The sequence below is a fragment of the Novipirellula methanifontis genome (assembly GCF_052161655.1).
Classification (GTDB): domain Bacteria; phylum Planctomycetota; class Planctomycetia; order Pirellulales; family Pirellulaceae; genus Novipirellula.
In genome coordinates this window covers 3,885,540-3,903,187 of sequence record NZ_CP197418.1, presented here as the reverse complement: position 1 = coordinate 3,903,187, position 17,648 = coordinate 3,885,540, and the positions used below count along the sequence as shown (strand labels likewise).

At 54.6% G+C, this 17,648-nt stretch carries 12 protein-coding genes and 1 pseudogene; 6 read left to right on the top strand and 7 right to left on the bottom strand.

Translation table 11 applies throughout. From position 1 onward, the window contains the following. Positions 1 to 394: 394 nt before the first annotated feature. A complete protein-coding gene (locus tag SH528x_RS13660) occupies positions 395 to 712 on the top strand; it encodes a hypothetical protein (protein ID WP_442511069.1) in 318 nt (105 codons plus the stop codon). 181 nt (positions 713 to 893) lie between these two features. On the opposite strand, the gene uvrA is transcribed toward SH528x_RS13660, so the two are convergent. Further along, a complete protein-coding gene (gene uvrA / locus SH528x_RS13655) occupies positions 894 to 3,737 on the bottom strand; it encodes an excinuclease ABC subunit UvrA (RefSeq protein ID WP_442511068.1) in 2,844 nt (947 codons plus the stop codon). 207 nt (positions 3,738 to 3,944) lie between these two features. On the opposite strand from uvrA, the gene pckA reads away from it, so the two are divergent. Both pckA and SH528x_RS13645 read left to right on the top strand, forming a co-directional pair. Next, positions 3,945 to 5,534 (top strand): phosphoenolpyruvate carboxykinase (ATP), encoded by a 1,590-nt coding sequence (gene pckA, locus SH528x_RS13650; protein WP_442511067.1) that lies wholly within the window; start codon positions 3,945 to 3,947, stop codon positions 5,532 to 5,534. A gap of 107 nt (positions 5,535 to 5,641) precedes the next feature. Beyond that, positions 5,642 to 5,818 (top strand): hypothetical protein, encoded by a 177-nt coding sequence (locus tag SH528x_RS13645; RefSeq protein WP_339945272.1) that lies wholly within the window; start codon positions 5,642 to 5,644, stop codon positions 5,816 to 5,818. Positions 5,819 to 6,028: 210 nt separating this feature from the next. On the opposite strand, the gene SH528x_RS13640 is transcribed toward SH528x_RS13645, so the two are convergent. The 3 genes from SH528x_RS13640 to SH528x_RS13630 all read right to left on the bottom strand — a co-directional run bounded on the left by SH528x_RS13640 (position 6,029) and on the right by SH528x_RS13630 (position 9,946). Further along, entirely contained in the window at positions 6,029 to 7,162 is a 1,134-nt protein-coding gene (locus SH528x_RS13640; RefSeq protein ID WP_442511066.1) for an IS481 family transposase, read from the bottom strand. A 265-nt stretch (positions 7,163 to 7,427) separates the two neighbouring features. After that, the gene (locus tag SH528x_RS13635; protein ID WP_442511065.1) at positions 7,428 to 8,381 is read right to left on the bottom strand and encodes a cytochrome c; all 954 of its coding nucleotides are present in this window, start codon (positions 8,379 to 8,381) and stop codon (positions 7,428 to 7,430) included. A gap of 200 nt (positions 8,382 to 8,581) precedes the next feature. Then, positions 8,582 to 9,946 carry a hypothetical protein gene (locus SH528x_RS13630; RefSeq protein ID WP_442511064.1) on the bottom strand — a complete coding sequence of 455 codons (1,365 nt, stop codon included), beginning with the start codon at positions 9,944 to 9,946 and terminating at the stop codon, positions 8,582 to 8,584. 14 nt (positions 9,947 to 9,960) lie between these two features. On the opposite strand from SH528x_RS13630, the gene SH528x_RS13625 reads away from it, so the two are divergent. The 3 genes from SH528x_RS13625 to SH528x_RS13615 all read left to right on the top strand — a co-directional run bounded on the left by SH528x_RS13625 (position 9,961) and on the right by SH528x_RS13615 (position 13,285). Further along, a complete protein-coding gene (locus SH528x_RS13625) occupies positions 9,961 to 10,143 on the top strand; it encodes a hypothetical protein (protein WP_442511063.1) in 183 nt (60 codons plus the stop codon). A gap of 242 nt (positions 10,144 to 10,385) precedes the next feature. Further along, entirely contained in the window at positions 10,386 to 11,834 is a 1,449-nt protein-coding gene (locus SH528x_RS13620; protein WP_442511062.1) for a sulfatase, read from the top strand. Next, positions 11,831 to 13,285 carry a sulfatase-like hydrolase/transferase gene (locus SH528x_RS13615; protein WP_442511061.1) on the top strand — a complete coding sequence of 485 codons (1,455 nt, stop codon included), beginning with the start codon at positions 11,831 to 11,833 and terminating at the stop codon, positions 13,283 to 13,285. The genes SH528x_RS13620 and SH528x_RS13615 overlap by 4 nt, the downstream gene beginning before the upstream one ends. Positions 13,286 to 13,352: 67 nt before the next feature. Here SH528x_RS13615 and SH528x_RS13610 read toward each other — a convergent pair. The 3 genes and pseudogenes from SH528x_RS13610 to SH528x_RS13600 form a co-directional block, all read right to left on the bottom strand. Continuing rightward, positions 13,353 to 14,333, bottom strand: a pseudogene (locus tag SH528x_RS13610) (ISAzo13 family transposase); the annotation flags it as partial. Positions 14,334 to 14,725: 392 nt separating this feature from the next. Further along, on the bottom strand, positions 14,726 to 16,729 hold the full coding sequence (locus SH528x_RS13605; RefSeq protein WP_442511060.1) for a vWA domain-containing protein: 2,004 nt from the start codon (positions 16,727 to 16,729) through the stop codon (positions 14,726 to 14,728). Then, the gene (locus SH528x_RS13600) at positions 16,726 to 17,616 is read right to left on the bottom strand and encodes a DUF58 domain-containing protein (protein WP_442511059.1); all 891 of its coding nucleotides are present in this window, start codon (positions 17,614 to 17,616) and stop codon (positions 16,726 to 16,728) included. Before SH528x_RS13600 ends, SH528x_RS13605 begins: the two co-directional genes overlap by 4 nt. Positions 17,617 to 17,648 lie beyond the last annotated feature (32 nt).

Below are 17,648 nucleotides of genomic sequence, written 5' to 3'. Positions count from 1 at the left end.
GCAATGCACGGTTGTTGGGTTCGTGCCGTCTTGGTGCAGTGACGACGTCTGAAGCACATTGTGCAAGTTGCACGCGTTCGTCCTGGTGCGCGGACGCAGCATTCTTTCTTCGACTTTCTCGCCTCACGCGACGATGAATACATTTAGCCTGGCAGACCTCCTCCGGTCTTCTTGCAGCATCCCGAGAACACCCTCCTCGGTTCGTTGTCTTGGACAGCGAAATAATGTCGGCGAGTCAATGAACGTCGACGCGTACCAGTCCTGAATGAAGCACAATGCGGTGCCCTCCCTTTATCGCAGCGTGTCTCTTGGTCCGCGTCGGCGTTCCTATGGCCAAGCAATAGTTAATCTCCCATTTCAATGCGCCAAGCATCCACCCCCTCCCGGAGGCACCATGGCCAAAAAAGACACTTTCCGCGTCGTAGCACGCGGTCGCGACGGTTCGTTGTTGATTCATGATTATCCAACGAGTGATCCGCTTCTAAAGATGCACGTTCAAATCGGGACAGATGACTGCAGTACCGATCTAGAGCTACGTGGCATGCCTGTGTTCCGAGGACTGATCGGACCGATGCCCGAAGGCAAAACGGTGGTGCGTTACGAAACGCCTGATGTCTTCGAAGCGATGACAAAAGAATGGGCCAGTGCCAAGCCACGGCGGCGAACACGGCGTTCAGCCAAAGAAATCGCAGCTGCCGCAGCCGCGTCGTAATTCAGTGTGCAAAGTCGCCTTTTGCTCCGCAAAAGCAGCGTCGTCATGCGCAACTGTGGCGTCCCATGTTTTGTGAGCCGTGACGCGTAAGCGGCCGCGTCTGCTGCGGGACCCGGTGCTTTACGGCTTACGGCTGACGGGAATCCCATGCTGCACGCTACTTTCGCGGAGCGAAAGGCGACTATGCTCGACGTGCGGCTTTTAATACGCCGCCTGTCACGCTGTCTTTGCTTTTGATGATCTCCGCTGGCGTGCCCGTGGCGACGACGCGTCCGCCAGCGCTGGCGGCTCCCGGCCCGAGATCGATGATGTAATCCGCCGCTTGCATCAACATCGCATTGTGCTCGACCACGACCAGTGAATGACCGTCGGCGATCAAAGCGTCAAAACAATCGACCAGCCGCACGATGTCGGCAAAATGTAATCCCGTCGTCGGTTCATCCAAAATGAACAACGTTCTTCGACGCGACGCCGAAGCGAGAAACGCGGCGAGTTTTAACCGCTGGCCTTCGCCGCTGGATAGCGTCGGTCCGGGTTGTCCGAGTTTGATGTAGTCGAGCCCGACATCGATCAAACGTTGAAGTCGTGTTTGTGCTTTTTCTTCGCCACGAAAAAACGAAACGGCTTCACGCACACTCATCTCTAACACGTCGGCAATCGTGCGATCGCGATAACGAACTTTTAAAATGTCATCGCGATACCGTGATCCTTGACAGCTCGGACACCGCATCGTCACGTCCGCCAAGAATTGCATGTCGATTTGCAGAACGCCAGCACCCTCACATTCCGGACACTGCCCTTTGTCACTGTTAAAGCTAAAGTGACCGGCGACAAGATTTCGTGTCCGCGCATCGACGGTGTCGGCAAACACTTTGCGAATTGCGTCAAACGCTTTGACGTAGGTCACTGGGCAGCTGCGAGCACTTTTGCTGATCGGCGATTGGTCGATCAACATGCACTCATCGATCTGGCCAATCCCCGTGATCGATTCAAACGGTAATGCCGGTGTCGAGTCGGAGGCTTTGCGAGTTCGGATCGCACCGTACAGCGTGTCTTGAACCAGCGAACTTTTGCCGCTGCCCGAAACGCCTGTCACTAGACACAACACGCCGAGTGGGAAATCAACATCGACATTTTGCAGGTTATGGCCGCTGGCGCCCTTGAGCGAAATCGTGCCTCGTGGCGTACGTGCATCGCGGTCTCGCAATGTCCATCCACGCTCGCCGGTCAAAAATTGGCCCGTCAAACTGTCTTTTGCGGCTAATAGCTGTTTCGTGGTTCCTTGGAACATCACTTTGCCACCGGATTTGCCCGCAGTCGGTCCGATTTCGAGCACTTCATCCGCAGTGCGAATCATTGTCTCGTCGTGTTCGACCACGATCACGGTGTTGCCGCGATCGCGCAGCCCCAGGATCGCTCCGACCAACGTCTCTACATCTGCCGGGTGCAGTCCGGCGGTCGGTTCGTCCAACACGTAAAGCATGTTGACCAGACTGCTGCCGAGTGCCGCGGTCAAAGCAACCCGCTGCGTCTCGCCTCCGGAAAGGGTTCGCAGGGTTCGGTCGAGTTGCAAGTATCCGAGCCCGACAGTTTGCAAGTAACCAATGCGGTCGCGGATTTGCGTTAGTGGCTCCTTCGCGATTTTGGCTTCACGTTTCTCCAGTTTTACATTCGCAAAAAACGCTTCCGCTTCGTCCGCTTGCATCGACAACACGTCGGCGACGTTCTTGTCACCGACATAATACGAGAGTGCGAGCGGATTAAAACGTTTTCCATCACAGGTGGGACAGAGATCGTAGCTGCGATATCGCGAAGCAAAGATGCGAATGTGCATCTTGTACTTTTTGCGATCCAACCAGGCAAAGAAACCATCGAGTCCACCAAAGTTGCGGTCGGGCACGCCGCCGATGATCCACTTCAAATGCTTTTTCTTTAGCTTCGAATAGGGCACGTCGACCGGGATGTCGTAGTCGGAGGCGAGGTCCAGCAGTTCCGTCAATTCGTGCTTGTACGACGGCGTGTTCCAAGGTGCGATCGCGCCGTCGGACAGAGACACCGATTTGTCGGGCACGACCAAGTCCATATCGACATCGACAACGTCGCCAAACCCTTCACAGGTCGGGCACGCGCCTAGCGGATTATTGAAATTGAACAACCGCGGCACCGGATCGGGATAATCGATGTCACATGCGTCACAGCGTCGATCGCGACTGATGGTTCGCCGCAACCAGGAACGCGAATCAATTTCGACGACGTTTGCGGATCCATTGGATTCCGCTGCCGAGTCGTCGTTGGCTTCGGAAAAGACTACCGCGCGGCCGTGTCCTTCGCCCATCGCGTTTTCCAGCGACTCGGTCAACCGCGTCAATTCGGTGTCCGCCGAGACTCGGTCGACGATCACGAAACACTCAATTCCTTTTCGCCCCACCTTTTTCGCGAGCGTCAATCGGTCGGAATCCGAAAGATGAAACGTTTGCTCGCCGACGACCAAACGCACGTAGCCGTCTTGCTGCAGTCCCAGCAAAATCTCGCTGGCCGCTTGTCGGTCGGGCAACCAAACGGGAAACGTGATCATCGCCCGCGTGCGGTCGGCGGATTGCAGCATCTCTTCGGCAACCACCGCCGGGTCATCGCTGCGAACGGGATTGCCACAGCTATGGCAGATCAGCGTTGCTGCTTTCGCGAACAGCAACCGCAAGTGGTCGGCGATCTCGGTCGTCGTTCCGACGGTGCTGCGATTGGTTTTCGATCCGCCGGCGCGTGTGACTGCGATCGCCGGAGGGATACCGTCGATCGAGTCGCAATCGGGCTTGTCCAACCGAGCCAAAAATTGGCGAGTGTACGCCGAGAAGCTTTCGATATAGCAACGCTGGCCCTCGGCATACAGCGTATCGATGGCTAGCGAGGTTTTGCCGCTACCCGAAACGCCACAGAACGCCACCAATTTTCCGCGAGGAATATCGACGTCGATGTTTTGCAAGTTATGAACGCGACAACCGCGAACTGAGATAAAATCCGTGCTCAAGTTGTTTTTCCGTTGGGGGCGAGCTTGCGCGTCGCGATGATGTGGGGCTGGATCCGCGAAGGGTCACAGCATGCCGTTGCAAACGACGCGCCCTTATCCATCGCTATGTGCGTGTTTCCAGCCGTCAATTTTGTACCGAGTTGGCGAATGCTCGCGTACCCCGTACGATGTTGCCTGACGATTACCCTGTATTTGCGAGAGCTACTGATGAGTGTCAATCCAATCGATTTGCAAGAGTACGGAATCCATGTTTCGGACGTGATTCGCAACGCGACGCCGGCTCGATTGTACGAATACGCAATTATCGATGAACACGCCGCGATTTCGGCCTCCGGAGCCCTCGCGACTCGTAGTGGTGACAAGACCGGGCGAAGTCCCAAAGACAAACGAATCGTTGATGAACCCGAAAGCACTGACGATATATGGTGGGGCGATGTCAATATCCGGCTGACCGACCGCTCGTTTGCAATCAATCGCCAACGGGCGATCGACTATCTGAACACTCGCTCGCGAATTTTTGTGTTTGATGGGTTCGCAGGTTGGGACCCGGACCACCAGATAAAAATCCGCGTGATTGCCGAAAGTGCGTACCATGCCCTGTTTATGCACAATATGCTGATCCGTCCTACATCCGAAGAGCTGAAAACGTTCGGCGAACCGGGCATCACCATTTTTAATGCCGGCTCGTTCCCCGCCAACCCCTACACGGCGCAAATGACCAGCACGACGAGCGTCGACTTGTCGTTCAAGCATGGCGAGTTCGTGATCCTGGGAACCCAGTACGCAGGCGAAATGAAGAAGGGCGTGTTCACCGTGATGAACTATCTGATGCCCAAGAAAGAGGTGCTCAGCATGCACTGCAGTGCGAACGAATCGGTCGAAGGCAGCGTGTCGCTATTCTTCGGTCTGTCGGGCACCGGCAAAACAACGCTTTCGACCGATGCAAACCGCCGGCTGATTGGCGATGACGAGCATTGCTGGACATCCTCAGGCGTCTTTAACATCGAAGGCGGCTGCTATGCGAAAGTCATCCACCTGAGCGCAGAGAGCGAACCCGAAATCTACCAAGCGATCCGCTACGGCAGCGTACTCGAGAACGTCGTGTTCGACGAAACCACGCACGAGGTCAATTACGACGATGCGTCGATTACCGAAAATACTCGCGTCGCTTACCCGATCGACTATATTGACAACGCAAAGCTTCCTTGCGTCGGAGGCCATCCGAAAAATATTATCTTTTTGACGTGTGATGCCTTTGGTGTGCTGCCACCAGTGGCAAAGTTGACGCCTGAGCAAGCGATGTATCATTTCATCAGCGGCTACACCGCCAAAGTCGCAGGTACAGAAATGAACGTCAATGAACCGACCGCGACCTTCAGTGCTTGTTTCGGAGCCGCGTTCCTGGTTTGGCATCCGGCGAAATACGCCGAGTTGTTGGCCGATCGCATTCGCCAACATGGCAGCCACGTTTGGTTGGTCAACACCGGATGGGGTGGTGGCCCCTACGGCGTGGGTAAACGCATGAGTATCAAGCACACTCGCGGGATCATTGACGCCATTCACGACGGTACATTGTCATCTGCCAGCACGCGAACGGATCCCGTGTTCCGCTTTGAGGTTCCAGAATCCTGCGGCGATTTACCGAGCGAAGTGTTGTGGCCTGCGGACGCCTGGGCCGACGCGGACGCCTATCAGAGCAGTGCACGACGATTAGCCGACTTGTTCCACGACAACTTTAAAAAGTTCGAGTCGGGAGCGAGTGAAGCGATTCGAAACGCAGGCCCCGCTGTGTTGTAAGGAAGAATCATCGCGAGCTTGATCGCCCGAAATAATGACTTTGGGTGGGGCGGGGAGATTACAATAGGTCGGTTAAGGACCGACGTCACTCGCCAGGATTGACCGCCATGAAGCCAAAGAAGAAGAAAGCGATCTGCAAATGGGATCGTCGCGAGATCGAGGATTCGCTACCCCTGTTGTTAGCGGAAGCCCGTTCGTCGACCTACGTTTGCAAGAAATGCGGCCGCACGGCGTCAGAGAAAGCGTACCTCTGTAAACCAGTCTCCGAGAAAGACATCAAGTGAGTGGTGTGAGGAGGCTTATTCTGGATCACACCGTGTGAGTCGGGCCGGTTCCCACCGGCCCTCCTTAACGCATCGATAGAATCGGCCGGTAGGAATATTTCGTTCGGGGACATGGGTGGCGCTTTGAACAAGACAGCGGGGGGCGGAGAAAGCATAGCTTTCCCCGTCCTCGCTCACCAGCCTCGCGGCTGAAGTGAGCGCAAGCGAACTTCAGCCGCGAGGCTGGTGACGTCGAATTTCGCCAGTCCGCTCGTCGATCTGGGCCACCACAAAACGACAGCAACTGACATCCCAAACGCCGTCCGTTTGAGTCCCACTCAAGCCGATAGGATGGTCCTGGAATGCTTCGCTGATGCGGTACGTCTTCCCCTTCCAACGGAACTGGCCAACCCTGTTGACGCGGCGTGTTTGGTAGCGTTCGCTATACTCGAACGGATCCGTTTTCTCCTGAAAACGTCGCTCACTGATTTGGTATCGCTGCGAAGGTGTTTCCAAATCCAATGCCCCGTGAGGACGCTCCAAGTTGTAGACGTCTCGCCAAAGATCAAAGCACTCTTGAGCTTCCGCCAGCGTGCTCAGTGAGCGATCCTGCAGGGCTTCGAGTTTGAGCGTGCGATGAAATCGCTCCAGCTTGCCGCGGCCCTGAGGATGGTGTGGACGACCGTGAATCACTTCCACATCGTGACGCATCAACCACGCCGTGAAACGTGTGTGACGCATCAAGTGACTACCGCCCCACGGGTTGCCGTTGTCGACGTAAATCGCGTGTGGAAGCCCGTAAATTGCGAACACGTTGCGAAAATGACTTTGCACCGTTTGCCGCGTTTGATTCCCACAAGCGAGGATCCCCAGTGAAAACCGGGAGTGATCGTCCAGCAGGGTTAGCGGGTAACAATAGCTCTTGTTGTTCAGCGCGAACTCGCCCTTGAAGTCAACTTGCCACAGTTCGTTGGGACGCTCTCGCTCGAATCGCGTCCATGGCTTTCGCTTGGCCGATTCAGCGTCACTGATGCGATCATGTCGCTTCAAGACAGCGGCAATCGTGCTGGGCGAAGGAAGCGTTTTTTCACCCATGACTTTGAGCCGCTTGCGAATCTTCAAGCCGCCCCAGGCCGGGTGAGCATCGCGGATCTGCAGCACTTTCTGCTCGATCTCCGCGGGCGTCTGTGTGGGGAATCGGTGAGGTTTTCGCGAGCGATCCACCAAAGGTTCTTCGGCGCAAGCTCGGTGACGCTCTCGCCACTTGTAGCCGGTCTTGCGTGAGATACCAAACCGCTCGCACAACCGGCTGAAATTGACTCCGTCGGCCTCTGCCAAGCGGACAAACTCTTCTCGTTGGGACACTCGATTGAACTCTTTCCAGCCCATACTTGCTCCTAAAAGGAACAAGTATGATTACTGTAAAAAAGCGCCACCCATGTCTCCGGAAAAGCGCCACCCATGTCTCCGGTCTATACAAGGAACCGGCCCTACGCACCTGAGCCGAGAGCGCTAACCGCGGGCTGTCGGTTTAGTGAGCCGTGACGCGTGAGCGGCCGGGTCCCACGCCATTACCCGGTGCCTTACGGCCCACGGCTCACAAGAACAGAAGCAACTTTAGATTTGCACTCTAACGGTATTGTTCGTGGCAGGCGTCACAGCTTTGGGTGACGGCGCCGACGAGAGGGCCGATTTCATACGTCTTGGATTCCATCGCGGTTGCGATCGCCGTGGCAGCTGTCGACATCTTGTTGCTGAGCATCACGTACTCGTCATCCTCGGCATCATCCAGCCCCTCTTTCGTCAACACCTTGCCAACCGAAGCTAGAAGTTGCGCGTCGCGCCGGATTTGCTCGGCGTTCTCTTCGGTCGACTTCTTGTCGCGACTCGCCTGCTTCAACTTGTCTTTCAGCAATTCGGCGTACTCCATCAATGGCGATCGGTCGACAATCATCGACCAGTCGTTATCCGGCTCGGCGTCGCGATTGGCCAGCCCGCTGCCAGCAACCAAGTCTTGCAAGTCAGCTTTTCGCAATTTTGCTTCGTTATAGACCTGAGCCGAACCAGCCTTGCAATTGAACGCCGTTCGCGCAATCAAATCACGAGCGGCCGCTGCCTGGTCTTTCCAGCGTACGTCGCCGGCGTAGTCGTTGATGATCGCAAACAGTGTTGCCAGAATCGACAAGTCCAAACGCGCATCTTGGTAACCGCCCCCTTTAAACGCTCCGGGAGTCGAGACCACTTCGTCATAGTGAAGCTTCAATCGCTTGATTTCGTCTTCGAGCGAATTCGGAGCGATCAACTTGGCCCAACCTCCACCGCCGGAGCCGGCTTCTTCAATCTCACCTGCATCGCTGGACGCCACGGCAGCAACCGCAGCGGCCGAGGATGCTTTGCGAATCGTCGCCAATGTGGGACGCTTGTCACGGAACGCTTCATCGAGTGAATCAAAGAAAACGCCGCGAGTATCGCCTTCACTAAACGTCGGCTTCGGTGCCCGCCGCTCTTGGGCGTCTGTGCCGGCCGATAGCGACAAGACGACGATCGTTAGCAGGGCGAAGCGAAAGTGCGGTGCAGCGAACATGGATGCGTTTCACCCGAATGGGGAAAAGTGAGTTGGTGACGAACCGTATTGTAGCAGAAGCATTCGCAATCGCAGAACCCTTCGTCGGCCGCCTGCGGAGAGATCTCGCAGTTCTTAAATGCTGTCTTTGTAGGGGGGTGTTCTGTCGAAATCCATCCAGTCGAACGCTAGTTTTGGTAAGTGCGAACAACTGAAAACACCTACTTGCCCGTACCCGATATCGTCGCCTGATTGTCGAAATAGTCGATCAAGGAATAGACATCGTTATTTAGTTCCTTCATCTGATCCAGCAGTGGCACGTAGGGCTGATAATGATTGTCGAGAATTCCCTTGTTGGAATTCAGATTGGACGGATCTTTGCTGGTGTCGGTGGGGTCGTTGTCTTGATACTTGAACCAATGCCAGCCGACACATATTTTCGATTGCATCAAATCGAGACAAAAATTCTGATAGAACAACCCACGGTCCGCTTGGGTCGGCACGCACCATCCCGCACCGCTCTGGTTGGTAAGGCCAACCGCGTCCATCCCTTTGGCATAGTATTCCGTAACGATGAGCGGCTTGCCCACCTCCGCCGCAAGCGCACTGGCTTTCGGTGCGGGTGACCATTGTGAGTAGAGGTTGTAACAGAACGCATCCACATACTTGCCGACGACATGCAGTGACGCGTTACTGGAATACAGCCTTGGACCGAGCAACATGTGGTTGGGATCGACACTCTTGATCGCTCTAGCAACTGTGCCGATGTACTTTTCCATCACCAGTTCATCAAACTTATAGCGATCGGTTGCCGTCAAATCGTCAACCGTTGCGTCTTGGCCATGCTGATTTTTCAGAAAGGAAATCGCGGCAAGATATCCATGATCTTTTTCATCGAGCCGAAGATAACGATCAATCATTCCTGGTTTCAGCGGCAGCTCGTTATCAAAAAAATGGCCAAGCAGATTGGGATCCTCTTTGTACCGAGCGATCTGCTGGCGGGCATGTTTGGTGCAAAACGCTTCCCATCCTGGATCAAAGACCAATATACAGTTTTCGGGATAATTGGCATGCCCCGAGCCACGCTTTGTTCGCCCTTTGCTAAATGTGGTCATGAAATTCCAGTTGACGCAGTACGAAACTCCATCGCTGGCGTTTTGAATCAGTTCATCGTTCGTCCAAGCGCCGGTTCCAGTGAAACCATGATCACGAAGTAGCGTGACCGTCCGCTTCGCCCAATCGGATTCACTTCGAAATTTCTGATCAAACGCCTTTCGCTGGGCTGGGCCTGTTCCAATGCTGACCGACACGATGCCACGGTTGATGTGACGAAACCCATCAGGATCGATGATCCACCAACGACCATCCTTTTCAAGGGTATAGAAAAATCCGGTGTGCTCTTCTTGCTGGTCGAGACGGCTGCCGTACTGATTGCATTGAATCGTGCGAGCTCGATAGTTTTCCAATGAGCCCACCGACCGGGTCGGGCGTTCTTTCCAGCGGTGCGGTGGTTTTGCTTTCGCTTTGACGGTGATCGTTTCCGCCCCAGAATGCAGAGGCGACAACAACACCAACGAGGCGGCCACGAAAACAGTTCGGAATGCAGTCTTCAAAAACGGCTGACCTTGAAAATCGAGTAAAAACGACAGCCGACCGGGCCAACGATGAAGGAGAACGAGCCGAAAAGCTGACAGCAATTAAGGTAGTCCGCGACGAACTCGACGCAAGAGTCCACGAGCTCCGTTTCGAACCCGCTCCGGATGTCGTGCTGTCGTTGGATTGATTCCAAATTAGGGAATTAGAAATGAAAAACGCGGGTGCCAAAGAGGATCGACAACCGTCCACCGGTGAGCAACGGAAAATAAATTGTCGTAGCGGCACTTGTCAACAGTTTCGTTCATACTATCGATCAGCATTCTCGCCGCCGCTTGATTCTGACCCGCATACCTAATCCGTCGATGTGACCCTATGACTCTTTTTAGCAACGACATTCACCGTGGTGCATGGAATCGACCGAGATTCTTCGTGGCACGCTTCCTAATGGTTTGGCTTGCCTTGGCCAGCGGCTATGGCGGTTGGGCGTTGCCTGATTCACGAGCCGATGACTCCGGAGCGAAGCCGCAGAAAGCCGAGATCGTTGCCGACCAACCTCCGAATGTCCTGTTTATCGCTGTCGACGATTTGAATGATTGGGTGGGATGCCTGGGCGGGAATCCCGATGCCCAAACGCCAAACATGGACGACTTTGCAAAGCATAGCGTGCTGTTTCGCAACGCTCATTGCCAAGTCGCACTTTGCAACGCATCACGCACCTCAGTTCTGACAGGGATGTATGCATCCACGACCGGGATCTATGGAAACAGTCTTAAGCGTGCGGGTTCGGTTTATCGATCTGCCATGCAGATGCCAGTGTGGTTTCAGCAGAACGGTTACCGAACGATGTGCATGGGCAAGATCTATCACAACGACCATGGCAAAAAGGCCTACTGGGATACGGTTGGGCCCAAGACATTGCGATGGGGACCTGAACCGCCCAACGGCAGACAGTTCACGGAGCGTTTCGGCGATCGGGCAGAGGATTCGTTGGCGTGGGCTGCGTTGGACGTCGAGCCAGGCGAAATGCCCGACGAACAAGTCGCAGCGTGGGCCAAGACGCAGTTGGATCAAAAACACGACAAACCATTCTTTCTGGCGTTGGGCTTCTATAAGCCTCACACCCCGATGACCGCACCGAAGCGATATTTCGACCAGTTCGATCGTGAAAAACTGACGATACCGGTCGTGCTTGAAAACGACTTAGATGATGTTCCTGAGATTGGACGGCGGTGGGTTCTTGACCGCAGTGATCTGATCGCTGACGACGCGGTGGATCAGTACAGCCCTACCTATCGGCGTGAACTAGTACATGCGTATCACGCTTGTGTGGCGTTGACCGACGATTGCATCGGGCAAGTTCTGTCGCATCTGCGAGACAGCGGCTATGCCAACAACACGATTGTGGTGCTTTGGTCCGATCATGGTTGGCATCTCGGCGAAAAACACCACTGGCGAAAATGGATGCCATGGGAAGAATCCACGCGCAGCTTTCTTGCGGTACATGTGCCCGGAATGTCCGCTGATGGAAGCACGTGTGACCGCACGGTTGGATTGATCGACATCTTTCCGACGCTCGCCGAACTTTGCAATCTTGAGCCTCCTGCACAACTGCAAGGCCTGAGCTTTCGTGAACTGTTGGTAAACCCCGATGCCTCATGGAATCGACCTGCTTTGACATCGACGACAGCGGGTAACCATACCGTTCGCTCGGAAAAATGGCGTTACATTCGCTATCGCGACGGATCCGAAGAACTTTATGACCACAGCAAGGATCCAAACGAGTGGAATAACCTGGCAGATCGCCCTGAATTGAATAAGATCAAAGCCCAGCATGCTCAATGGATCGACACTCTGACTGAAGGTGAAATCATCAAATGAAACATCCCATAATGAACCGCCGAGTCGTTCACATCGTGTCGCTATCGGTTGGCCTGCTTTGCCTTGGCGTGACAGGCCAAGCGAAAGCGGATACCGAAACACCGTCCACCGATTCGACGCCTCCCAACGTGATCATGCTGATGAGCGACGATCAAGGTTGGGGTGATGTCGGATTCAATGGCAACGAAGACATTCATACTCCGAATCTCGACGCGATGGCTGCGGGTGGCATGCGGATGGACCGCTTCTATGCCGCTGCTCCACTATGCTCGCCGACTCGCGGAAGTTGCTTGACGGGAAGGTATCCGTTTCGTTATGGGATTCTCGCCGCACACACCGGTGGGATGCGTGTGGGAGAAACGACGATTCCCGAATTGTTGAAAAAGAAACACTATCGAAGCGGCTTTTTTGGCAAGTGGCATATCGGCTGGGTCAAACCAGACGACGTTGGCACGCGAGGGTTTTACTCGCCGCCATCGCACCATGGGTACGATCACTATTTTGCCACCACAAGCGCCGTGCCCACATGGAACCCAACGGTGACACCCGAGGGCTGGAGCAGTTGGGGGAACGAGCAAGGCAAACCATGGAAAGGCGGTTTGCCCTATGTCCAAGATGGAAACGATGTTGCCGAGAATATGGAGGGCGACGATAGTCGTATCATCATGGATCGCGTGATCCCGTTTATCGAAGCCAGCAAGGACAAGCCTTTTCTCGCAACGGTTTGGTTCCACGCCCCACACGAACCGGTGGTAGCGGGTGAAGAATACAAAAAACGCTACAAGAAATTCGGCAGCTCGCGGCAGAACTACTACGGCTGTATTACCGCGATGGACGAGCAGATTGGTCGCTTGCGTACCAAGCTGCGTGAACTCGGCATCGAGAAACGGACGCTCGTCTTGTTCTGTAGTGACAACGGCCCTGCTGATAGTCTGGCCAAAAAGGGTGTCGCGTCGGCGGGTCCGTTTCATGGACACAAACACACGATGTACGAAGGCGGGTTGTTGGTTCCGGCCTGTGCAGAATGGCCTGGCGTGATCCCGGCCGGCACGACGACCGATGTGCGTTGTTCGACTGTGGACTTTTTGCCCACCATCGCAAATGCCTGTCAGGTCGAGTCGGCAATCAAGTCTTCGCTGCCGATCGACGGGATCAATCTGATGCCGCTATTGACGGAAAAGGTCAAGACGCAAGAGCGAGAGCTATTCTTCGGTTATCGTCGTCTGCAAGGTGGGATTGATGGGAAGGCAATCATTTCGGGGAATTGGAAATTGCTGCAAGAAGCGAAGAAAGACGGCAAGATTCGTTTGTTCGATCTCAGCGAAGACCCATACGAGCAAAACGATCTGGCGGCAACATCGCCAGAACGATTTTCGGCTCTGAGTCAAAAGCTAGCCGAAATCGAAGCGAGTTGCCAGCGAAGTCGCGATGGCGCCGACTACCGTTATTGACGAACGTTGGAATCAATGTCGTGGATCGCTCCGCGATCCAACGTAATGATCGCGGGGGACGTGAAATCTATTGTTGATGCATTTCTGGTGTAAGCCGGTAGTTATATTCCGGCAGATCCGTGAGGTATTCTACAGGAGGGTCCTTGGTGCGTTGGATCTGTTTCCGTGATGCTGGCGTAAATGACTTTTGGATGATGTGGCCGGTTGTCACGAGCCCTGTTGAGGTTGTGGCCCGGGATTCAATTGCCATGACCATCTCCCGAAGTGCTGTAAAGAGCTGACCGCTATAGGCCCGCTCGACCCACGGAAAAACGCGACGTTCGATAGGGTTGTATTTGGAACAAAAAACCGGGTAGTGCGCCACCTGAATTGGTAACCCGAACTCAGCTGACAAACGTCCCAAGTGCCACTTAAAAGTACTTGATTTATTGCTGTTGCTCCCACCACAGTCCAGCAGCACAAGGATTCGATCAGCCGTGGAGAACAGTTGGCGGCCGATGTGTTTCCAAAACCATCCCAGACTATGGCAAGAAAAGGCTCCAGTGTCATGGCTGGTGTTTAGATTCATGTGGGCAATATTCTGTTGTGGAGCGTAGATCCCGTGGGTGATCACCTCCGCTTGGGCGTAAGAAGGCAGCGCGTGATCGAGCACATCAATCGGACCATCGGCAAGAACTTCACCCGGTCGATGGACGTTACCCAGCAGTTCTTTCTGTTTGCTGTCGATACTCAGAACCGCGTCTTTTGTACGGCGAAACCGCTTTCGCATCTGATCAATAATGCCGAACTGCTCATCACGGTTACGGCTGGGAGCTTTGGTCACCGATTTGACTTGTTGTCGCTTTCGGAGGTTCCTCTCGCGACACAGACGAGCCACCACAGGACGAGAGATGGAAGTGCAAGCCTCGCACAATCGTTTCGTGATTTCGCTGATGGAAAGACAAGTCCAGTGAACGGTACAGTCCGTTGGGCTTCCTGCGGTTCGCTCATCGAGAATCTCATCTAACTCATCGAGAACCTCCGGATGAGCCTCTTCTTTTTTGGTCGTCCGGCCCCCTTCTTCCGGACTCTACCTTCTGCGGGGTCGTCTGCATTGCTAAGACGCTCAAGTTCAGCTCGCCCACGAGTGATAGTGGAATGCGAACAACCTAGAAGTTGACTGAGATACTCACACCCGCCATGTGGCAGGGCCAAAGACAGGGAGGCAGCGTAACGCCGCTTGTTTTTCTCGGAAAGGGAGTTGAAAACCGCCTTGATTTGTTCCTCCTTTTCAGGAGCCAGTAATGAATCATTTTGAATCATGTCCATCCTCCGTGGATGTTGAAGTGAAATAGATTGAACACTCCAGACATGGGCCGCAATTTCCATTCCTGTCCCGCCGCGACTTTGCTAGCATAGACATCCGTCAGTAATACATTTCACGTCCCGAGCGATCAACGACTATCCGACTCGGCGTCCGAACACCCACCATTCGGTCGCCAGAATAGCTAACATGCCGAGCAATAACCATCGCCAATACTCTTGGCGTTTTTCGACTCCCGCGACTTTGCCTTCGACTGATTCGTAGCCCAGTTCGATGCTTTCAGATGCGGCGATCGTACTCTCGCTGCGGTTAAACAAGTTGATCGAGAACATATCGACAATACGCTCGCCCGATTTCACACGGTAATTGCCAGGCGAATCGGTCTCGACGATCTCTGTCACTCCCGATGGACCGACCGGGATCGAAATGGGTTTGTCGCCTAATCGCTGCACGTCGACGTTGCTGATTGCACTTTCGACTCGCAAACGCACCGTGTCACCGGGCGTGTACGAGGGAGCTCCACTGACTTCGGCCGCTCCCGCTAAGTAACGCAGCACGTTCAAGACAAACACAGGCCAAGAGCGTTCGGCGTACCAATTTGTATTGGTCTGCGTCGCACCGTCAGCGTCTTTGCTGATCAACTCAAATCCCAACACCAAATCTTGGTATCCATCACGCGGCGCGATCGTCAGCATTGGGCCGATGTCGGCACCGAGTAATTCCGTGCTGCCGGCCGGGCCCTCCATCGAGCGACCTTGGAAGATCAACAACGAAAACAATTCCAAATACCGCATCAAGGGATGGGTGCGATCCATGTCGATCAATGCAACACCGGATGGTTCACTTTTCCATTTCCATGCATCACTGCGAGTGCCATCGGTGTTGGAAACTTTGTTGCTCGGCAACGCGCCAATGAAAAACGTATTGGTGCGTGGCATCGTTTCAGGCGAACATCGGTCGTAGATGATCAAGTCATCGTTACCCGACGCGGACCGCTGTTTGTAGGCATCTGTGGACATGTATTCCGGCGGCACAAACTCGGACTGGCAAATCTTGCCCGCCTTCGAGGTCGAAAGTGCAATTTCAAGAGGCGTGTTCCCCGGCGTGACCACCAACACCGAAACGTTTCGCATCGGCGTCAATGCCGCATAGGCAACGTTATCAACCGCGAGATCGTCTTTGATATCCAACGCGAGTTTTAACGAGATGGCTTCTTCGCTTTCGATCGAAAACGACAAACCCGCTTGTTCACCGACAGGCAAATCGACACTCGACGCATCAAGCAGTTCGTCGTCCAGAGTCAACGTCGCGGTTGCCGAAGCTTGGTCCGTGCCCAAATTCAAAATCGTGGCAAAGATCTGAACCTGCTCGGGCTTTTCGATGTTTCGTTCTGCGGAAAACGCTGTGATGGCCAAATTGGTCACATCGCCCGAACCGATCGGGATGTAGGTTGGCGTTAAATTCCCGAGGTCAAACTCGGTTACCGTTTGGAACCCTCCGTCGCTGTACAACAACAAATCCGCTGGCATCGCGTCGGCGACTTGCACGTCGTTCACATCACCGGCTTGGCTGGTCCGCCGCGGGTTCGCCAGTCCGTCGGCTGCCTTCAATGCACCGAGCACATCGGTCGGCCGGTTGGTCACCTCGGCACGCGAAAGCGCGTCACGCAACCGGTTACGATCGGACGTGAACGACTGTAACACCTCGGCACGATCGCTGAACGAGACCAACATTGCGGTTTCGCTATCGGACATCGCTTCGATCCGTTCGGATACCAATCGTTTGGCCCGTTCAAAACGATTGGCGTCATCATCGACGTCGGTCGTCTGCATGCTGGCTGAGGTGTCGATCAAAAACACCAAGCGGCCTTGGCTGGATGTTTCGCCACGAACGCCTGGACGCAACATTGCAAATGCCGCGAGTGCGACGATCAGTAACTGTAGAAACAGCAGAATGCTACGCCGTAGTCGCTGCAGCAAGCTATTGACGTGCAGATCCTCGATCGTCTTTTTCCACAAAAACGTGCTCGGAACCTCAACCGCTTCACGGCGCAGTTTCAAGAAATACAGCAGGATGATGCCGATCGGGATGAGCGAAAACAGTGCCCAATGCCATGGCGTCAGCGTTGAAATCCAGCTCATCGCACCACCCCGCGCTCACGTAGATAGCGAGTCACAATCGTCTCCACCGGCGTGTCGGTGCGAACGGGAATGTAAATAATCGATCGCTTGGAGCAAAAGTGTTTGGCAGAATTCATAAACGCTTGAACGGTTTCCTTGTACTTGTTCAACACATGAGCATTAATCGTGATCTCGGCTTCGTCACGGTCTTCGACGTCGATCAGTTTGCGGTCGCCACGTAGCGGCGGATCAATTTCTTCGGGCGACAGAATGTGCATGACGAACACATCCATCCGTCGTCCGATCAACATCCGCAGTGCCGATTCGTAACCCTCTTTGTCCATAAGATCCGTTAGCAGCACCGCGACGCCGGTGCCGGTCGCCCGCATGGCAAACTCTTTAACGCCGTCGTGCAGTGAAACGTTATGACCGCTTTGCACCGAATCGAGATACGCCAGCATTTTCCATAGACTGGCTCGCCCGCGGAGAATCGGGGCCCGCCGGCCTTCGGGACCAAGCACCGAAACACTCACGCGGTCGGCGCGACACAAACCGACGTAACCGAGAGCTGCCGCCATCTGTTTCGCAACGCGAAGTTTGGTGGGGTCGCCAAAGTTCATCGATTCGCTGGCGTCAATCAAGGAAAAGAAGTGCAGGTCTTCTTCCTCGAGAAACAGTTTCAAAAACAGTTGGTCGAGTCGCGCGTACAGATTCCAATCGATCAGCCGCAAATCGTCGCCGGCGACGTAGTGGCGGAAATCGGCGAACTCGACACTTTCCCCTTTGCGTCGGCTGCGGCGTTCGCCTTTCATGCGTCCACGAAAGACTTTGCGCGAGACAAGTTCCAAACGTTCGAGTCGCCCGAGTAATTCAGGGCTTAGCAGTGGATCCGTTGCGGTCGCTGGCATGGATGATCATCGTGAGCGGTGAAGAGCGATTT